General features: G+C 71.6%; 9 protein-coding genes. 6 read left to right on the forward strand and 3 right to left on the reverse strand.

From position 1 onward, the window contains the following. Positions 1–149: 149 nt before the first annotated feature. Together VB737_RS14395 and VB737_RS14400 are read left to right on the forward strand one after the other, a co-directional pair. Positions 150–401 carry a DUF2839 domain-containing protein gene (locus VB737_RS14395; RefSeq protein WP_500313965.1) on the forward strand — a complete coding sequence of 84 codons (252 nt, stop codon included), beginning with the start codon at positions 150–152 and terminating at the stop codon, positions 399–401. 98 nt (positions 402–499) lie between these two features. Further along, positions 500–835, forward strand: coding sequence for a DUF1815 family protein (locus VB737_RS14400; RefSeq protein ID WP_500313967.1), 336 nt, complete (start codon positions 500–502; stop codon positions 833–835). 39 nt (positions 836–874) lie between these two features. Here VB737_RS14400 and recA read toward each other — a convergent pair whose 3' ends face one another. Both recA and VB737_RS14410 read right to left on the reverse strand, forming a co-directional pair. Further along, on the reverse strand, positions 875–2080 hold the full coding sequence (recA, locus tag VB737_RS14405; protein WP_500313969.1) for a recombinase RecA: 1206 nt from the start codon (positions 2078–2080) through the stop codon (positions 875–877). A 171-nt stretch (positions 2081–2251) separates the two neighbouring features. Then, positions 2252–2614, reverse strand: coding sequence for a hypothetical protein (locus tag VB737_RS14410; protein ID WP_500313971.1), 363 nt, complete (start codon positions 2612–2614; stop codon positions 2252–2254). A 53-nt stretch (positions 2615–2667) separates the two neighbouring features. Between VB737_RS14410 and VB737_RS14415 the strand changes: the two genes are divergently transcribed. The 3 genes from VB737_RS14415 to VB737_RS14425 all read left to right on the forward strand — a co-directional run bounded on the left by VB737_RS14415 (position 2668) and on the right by VB737_RS14425 (position 4340). Beyond that, positions 2668–2919, forward strand: a complete 252-nt coding sequence (locus VB737_RS14415; protein WP_190542168.1) for a DUF3134 family protein — start codon at positions 2668–2670, stop codon at positions 2917–2919. A gap of 34 nt (positions 2920–2953) precedes the next feature. Further along, positions 2954–4030 (forward strand): phospho-N-acetylmuramoyl-pentapeptide-transferase, encoded by a 1077-nt coding sequence (gene mraY, locus VB737_RS14420; RefSeq protein ID WP_500313973.1) that lies wholly within the window; start codon positions 2954–2956, stop codon positions 4028–4030. Positions 4031–4091: 61 nt separating this feature from the next. Next, positions 4092–4340: a hypothetical protein gene (locus tag VB737_RS14425; protein ID WP_500313975.1), complete on the forward strand. Its 249-nt coding sequence runs from the start codon at positions 4092–4094 to the stop codon at positions 4338–4340. A 31-nt stretch (positions 4341–4371) separates the two neighbouring features. Here the strand turns inward: VB737_RS14425 and VB737_RS14430 are convergent, their stop codons facing one another. Next, entirely contained in the window at positions 4372–4560 is a 189-nt protein-coding gene (locus VB737_RS14430; protein WP_500313977.1) for a 5'-phosphoribosylglycinamide transformylase, read from the reverse strand. 83 nt (positions 4561–4643) lie between these two features. Here VB737_RS14430 and purT point away from each other — a divergent pair. Next, the coding region (gene purT / locus VB737_RS14435; RefSeq protein WP_500313979.1) for a formate-dependent phosphoribosylglycinamide formyltransferase at positions 4644–5771 on the forward strand (1128 nt) is incomplete at its 3' end.

Genomic DNA, 5771 nt, shown 5'->3' on the forward strand with positions numbered 1-5771 from the left:
CCGCAGCGGCGGCCGACTGGCGGTGCTGGACGGCCGCCTGCGGGGCCGCAGCTGGGGGCGGCTGGTGTTCACCGCCCTGGAGCCCTGGGTGGCCCTAAACCGATTGCGGCCCGACTCCTAGCCTGCTGCCAGTTGCCACCGAACGCCTGATGGGGGAAGCCAAACGCCGGGCCGAGCAGGGCCTGCCACCCCGCGACAAGCCACGCGCCAGCAAGGCCAGGAGCGTCGATACTTCACCCCGCATCGCCCCCTGGCTGCCCCTGACCCGCGATCAGGCGTCCCGCTTCGTGGCGATCACCACCAAGGGGGCCTGGATCGGGATCGGCGCCCTGGCCCTGTTCTGGGTGACCGTGCGCTTCATCGGCCCGGCGGCCGGCTGGTGGACCCTGGCCGACGGCTGAGCGGGGGCCATGCGTGCGGGTCTCCCCACCGGCGCCACGGCGCCTGGCGAGAATCGGAAGAAATCCTTATGATCTGCGGATCGTGATGGGAACCATCGATGTTTCTCCGTCTGGCCGAGCAGTACCGCTCGGCCGTTGAGGATCTGATCCTGAGCCTCCAGGCCCTGGCCGTGTCCTTGCGGAAACAGGGCCATGTGGCCACCTGCTACACCTGCGGCGACGGGCGCGACGGCCATGGCGCCTCCTTCGTCGCCGACCTGGGCGACAACCACATGGTGCGCCTGCTGGTGTCCGATTTCGGCATCAGCTGGGTGGAGTCCCGCCACGGCCAGGAGCTGGTGAAGCTCGAGGGCGCCGACGCCATCCAGGAACTGCAGCGGGTGGTGCTGGTGCTGCAGCCCACGGCCGAGCCGGCCCTGCCGGCCCAGCCCTGAACCCGGCACTCCGGGGGCCCGGTTCAGGGCCCCCCGGAATCAGCCGGCGGCGGTCAGCTCCTCCAGTGCGGCAGCTTCGGCACCGGCCGCGGGTTTGGTCGCCGCCAGCTTGGCCGCCGCCGCCAGGGGTTTCATCGAGTTGGCGGTGACCTCGGAACCCTCGGTGAGCTTCTGGCGGGTGAGCGTCTCGATCACCTCCTTCGGCGCGGGGTTCTGCTCCAGCCAGGCGATCGTGTTGTCACGACCCTGGCCGATGTTGTCGCCCTCGTAGCTGTACCAGGCGCCCTTGCGGGTGACCACGCCCGTTTCCTCGGCCAGATCGAGCAGGCAGCCCAGGGTGCTGATGCCGCGGCCGAAGAGAATGTCGAACTCGGCGATGCGGAAGGGGGGCGCCACCTTGTTCTTGGCCACCTTCACCTTGGCCCGGATCCCGTACTCCTCGGTGCCGCGCTTGAGGGTCTGGATGCGGCGGATGTCGAGCCGCACCGACGCATAGAACTTGAGGGCGTTGCCACCGGTGGTGGTTTCCGGGTTGCCGTAGGTGACGCCGATCTTCTGGCGCAGCTGGTTGAGGAAGATCACCGTGCAGCCGGACTTGCCGATGTTGCCGGTGATCTTGCGCATGGCCTGGCTCATCAGCCGGGCCTGGCTGCCCACCGCCAGATCGCCCATCTCCCCCTCGATCTCGGCCCGGGGCGTCAGCGCCGCCACCGAGTCGACCACGACGATGTCGACGGCGGCCGAGCGCACCAGCTGGTCGACGATCTCCAGGGCCATCTCGCCGGTGTCCGGCTGGGAGACCAGCAGGTTCTCGATGTCGACCCCGAGGGCGGCGGCATAGACCGGATCGAGGGCATGCTCCGCATCCACGAAGGCCGCCACGCCGCCGCGCTTCTGCACCTCGGCGATGGCATGCAGGGTGAGGGTGGTCTTGCCGGAGCTCTCCGGTCCGTAGACCTCCACCACCCGGCCCTTGGGATAACCGCCCCCGAGGGCCAGATCGAGGGTGAGGGCCCCGGTGGGGACCGTCTCCACCCGCATGCGGGAGGCATCCCCCAGCCGCATGATCGAGCCCTTGCCGAAGTTGCGCTCGATCTGGGTGAGCACCAGGCCCAGGGCCTTGTCGCGCTCCGCGGCGGCCCGGGGATCGCCGCTGGGGGCGGCGGCGGACACGTAGGAGGTGGAAGGGGAACTGGAGGAGGAAGACGCGGCGGCGGCGGCCGTGGCCCTGGAATCGGCAGGCATGGTGGGGGTGGGTGATGGAACGGGCCGCAGCCGGCTGGAGCCGTGCAGGCGCGGGGTGGGGGATGGGAGAGGGGGCCGGAACCGGGCGCCATCCTGCGACCTCTGGAGAACCAGTGCCACCCGGAGAGGCCGGCGTATCAATCCCATGTAGTACGGGCGTACTCTAGCGGGTCATGGCCAGAGCGCCAGGGGGGCCTCGAAGCCGGCGGGCTCCAGCCAGTGGATGCCCAGGGGCTCCAGCCCCTCCCCGTCCCCCGGGCCCAGGTACCCCCACGACACCAGGCAGCAGCGCACCGCCTCCAGCCCGGGGGTGCGCCGCACCAGCTCCAGGGTGGGGCGCCGGTCCTCGACGAACCACAGGGGGCGCTCCCGTGAATCATGCCCGGCCACCAGCCGCGCCAGCACCGACGGCTTGCTGCCCTGTTCGTGGCCGTACAGGGCCAGGGGCGTGAGGCCGGCGGCGGCCAGCAGGGTGCTGAGCACCAGGGCCGCCGACCAGAGACGGCCCACTTCCAGGAGCTTGGATGGGGGCATGGGGGCGGCGCGATAGAGTGGTGAGTCGGTCCTTGACGACCCAGCCTGACGGCATGAGCATTCTCGACACCATCAACCCCTCCCTGACCCGCTACCGGCGCAACGAACCGGCGCCGGTGCTGCCGCTTCGGGATGAGCCCGATCTGCTGAGCCTGCTGGAGGCCAGCGGCCGCCTGGTCGCCGACGAGGAGACCGCCAGCACCGATGTGAGCACGGTGGAGGAGGAGGAGCTGTCGGCGCTGATGGGCGAGAAGGAGGATTACAACCCGGCCGACGAGCCCACGGAGGAAGACTGGGAGGACTGACGGTCCGCTCCGGCTCCACCCTGCACCGTTTCCGATGGTCTCCCGCGACGGCCGCCTCCCAGCGGCCCTGCTCGCCCTGATCCTGCTGGCCGCCTGCCTGGCCAGCGATGCCCTGGTGGCCAATTCCATGCTGACCCTGCCGCTGGTGGTGGCGGCCCTGGTCAGCGCCGGAGTGTCGGCCCTGGGGGTGCCGCGCCTGCGGGCCCTGAAGCTCGGCCAGGTGATCCGGGACGAAGGCCCCCAGGCCCACCACAGCAAGGCGGGCACGCCCACCATGGGCGGCCTGCTGGTGGTGCCCGTCGGGGTGCTGGTGGGGGGGCTGATCAGCCCGGAGGATCCCCGCCTGCTGGCGGTGGCGGCGGTCACCCTGGCCTACATGGCCATCGGTGCCGTCGATGACTGGCGCAGCCTCACCCGCCGCACCAACACGGGCCTCAGCCCCCGGGGCAAGCTGCTGCTCCAGGCCCTGGCCGCCGTGGGCTTCCTGGTCTGGGCCCACCAGGGCGGCTGGCTGGGGGGTGGGGTGCCGGGGGATCTGGGGCTGCCCTTCGGCCGCGTGCTGACCCTCGGACTGCTGATCTGGCCGCTGGCCCTGTTCGTGTTCCTGGCCGAGAGCAACGCCACCAACCTCACCGACGGGCTCGACGGCCTGGCGGCCGGCTGCGGTGCCGTGGTGTTCACCGGCATGGGGCTGCAGCTGATGCTGCGGGGCCATGGGGGCGATCCGGTGCTGGCCGCCTTCTGCACCGCCATGGCGGGCTGCTGGCTGGGCTTCCTCAGCCAGAACCGCCACCCGGCCCGGGTGTTCATGGGGGACACGGGCTCCCTGGCCATGGGGGCGGCCCTGTCCTCGGTGGCCCTGCTCAGCGACAGCCTCTGGCCCCTGCTGGTGATGGGCGGGGTGTTCCTGGCCGAATCCCTCTCGGTGATCCTGCAGGTTTGGGTGTTCAAGGCCACCAAGGGCCCCGACGGCCAGGGGCGGCGCCTGTTCCGCATGGCGCCGCTGCACCACCATTTCGAACTCGGTGGTCTGCCCGAGCAGCGCGTGGTGCTCGGTCTCTGGGGCGCCAGCCTGATACTGGTGCTGGTGGGACTGGTGCTGCTGCCCTGAGCGGCCGCTCCCTGTCGTCGATCGCGGCGACCCTGCCGACCGATCCGTCGCACCCCCGGCCATGGCGTTTTTCACCTGGAAGGAAACGGGCCTCACCGCCGACTGCGCCAGCCTGGAGGCGATGGCGGCACGGTTTGAGGAGGCGGCCGCCCTGATGCGCCGCATGGCCGATGAGGGCTTCAAGGTGGAGCGCCACCCCGAGGGGCAGCGCATCACCCACCCCGATCCGGCGGTGTTCGGGGCCTACGGCTTCGTCAGCGAGGAATCGGCGGAGAGCCAGCTCACCCTGCTGGAGGAGACCGGCGCCTGAGGCCAGACAAGCGCGTGGGGAGCAAGGGCGCTCAGCGGCGCAGGTAGCCCACCACCCAGACCAGCACGAAAGCCAGGGACGACACCCCCAGGTAAACCAGCGTCCAGGTCTGGAAGTCCGTGACGCTCCAGCCGAAGGGCAGCAGGCCGTTGGCCGCGTCTCCGGCGGTGCTGAAGGCGAAGGTGTGGAAGGCCAGGGGGCCGAGGCCCTGGGAGATCACGGGGAGAGCCGCAGGCATCGCGGCACGTTAGGGGAAGGGGCGCGCGCCGCGTCAGGATCGCCTGATCCGCACCGCACCCCGTCATGGCACCAGGCCCTTCCCCCTTCCCGCGGACGGTGATGCTGCTGGGCAGCGGCGAACTGGGCAAGGAGGTGGCCATCGCCGCCCAGCGGCTCGGCTGCCGCGTCATCGCCGTCGACCGCTACGCCGGTGCCCCGGCCATGGCGGTGGCGCAGGTGAGTGAGGTGGTGGCCATGGCCGACCCCGAGGCCCTCAAGGCGGTCGTGCGGCGCCATCGGCCCGATGTGGTGATTCCGGAGATCGAGGCCCTGGCGGTGGATGCCCTGGCCGAGCTGGAGGCGGAGGGGCTCACGGTGATCCCCACCGCCCGGGCCACGGCGGTGACCATGAACCGCGACCGCATCCGTGACCTGGCCGCCGGCCGGCTGGGGCTGCGCACCGCCCGCTTCGCCTATGCCGAGAGCGCCGCCGAACTGGCGGCGGCGGCGGCGCCCCTGGGCTGGCCCGTGGTGGTGAAGCCGGTGATGAGCTCCTCGGGCAAGGGGCAGAGCGTGGTGCACGGGCCCGAGGGGATCTCGGCCGCCTGGGAAGCGGCCATGGCTGGTGCCCGGGGGGAGGGGGCGCGGGTGATCGTGGAGGAGTTCCTGCGCTTCGGCCTGGAGATCACCCTGCTGACGGTGCGCCAGTGGCAGGGCCCCACCCTGTTCTGCCCGCCGATCGGCCACATCCAGGAGCGGGGCGACTACCAGTGCAGCTGGCAACCGGCCCGGCTGGGGGCGGAACAGCTGGGGGCGGCCCAGGCAATGGCCAGGGCCGTGACCGACGACCTGGGCGGCGCCGGCCTGTTCGGGGTGGAGTTCTTCCTCTGCGGCGAGCCCGGCGCCGAGGAGGTGGTCTTCTCCGAGCTCTCGCCCCGGCCCCATGACACCGGCCTGGTGACGCTGGTGGGCCAGAACCTGAGCGAATTCGAGCTGCACCTGCGGGCGGTGCTGGGGCTGCCGATCCCGGAGATCCGCAGCCTCGGAGCAGCGGCCTCGCGGGTGATCCTGGCCGGACCGGACGCCGCGGGAGGGGCCGGGGCCCCCAGCTATCTGGGGCTGGAGCAGGCCCTGGCGGTGCCGGACACCCAGGTGCTGATCTTCGGCAAACCGGAGGTCCGGCCCTGGCGGCGCCTGGGGGTGGCCCTGGCC

Source organism: Synechococcus sp. BA-120 BA3 (genome assembly GCF_034931285.1).
GTDB lineage: Bacteria > Cyanobacteriota > Cyanobacteriia > PCC-6307 > Cyanobiaceae > Cyanobium.